This is a genomic window from Bartonella sp. CL71SXKL (genome assembly GCF_042194935.1).
In the GTDB taxonomy this organism is placed as follows: domain Bacteria; phylum Pseudomonadota; class Alphaproteobacteria; order Rhizobiales; family Rhizobiaceae; genus Bartonella.
The window spans coordinates 1-303 of the sequence record NZ_JBHINI010000119.1 but is presented as its reverse complement, the minus strand read 5'-3'; the positions used below and the strand labels follow the sequence as shown (position 1 = coordinate 303).

The 303-nt window shown below is 45.2% G+C and carries 1 protein-coding gene; it reads left to right on the top strand.

Features of this window, described 5'->3' with window-relative positions:
• On the top strand, positions 1-303 hold a 303-nt coding region (locus ACFILA_RS09815), incomplete at both ends, for a hypothetical protein (RefSeq protein WP_375661156.1).

Genomic DNA, 303 nt, shown 5'->3' with positions numbered 1-303 from the left:
GATTACTACTCAACTGAAGTAACGGCAGTTGGTTATTCGTGGTACCCGTGGAATCCAGCACAGGGTACAGATGTCACGTATAACAATGCACCAGCATCCATCCTACATAGTCAAACAACTGATCCTAAGTTGGCTAGGATTGAAGCGTTAGCTAATGCAGCACTTGATCGAATGCCACAGGTCTTCTACACCAACCAAGACCCATCGGCCAATGCGGATGTACGTAATGGTGCCATCTGGATTAAGCCAATAAACAATAGTAGTGAAAGTGAGGTGGATCATAATGCCGGATCAGGAAAACAA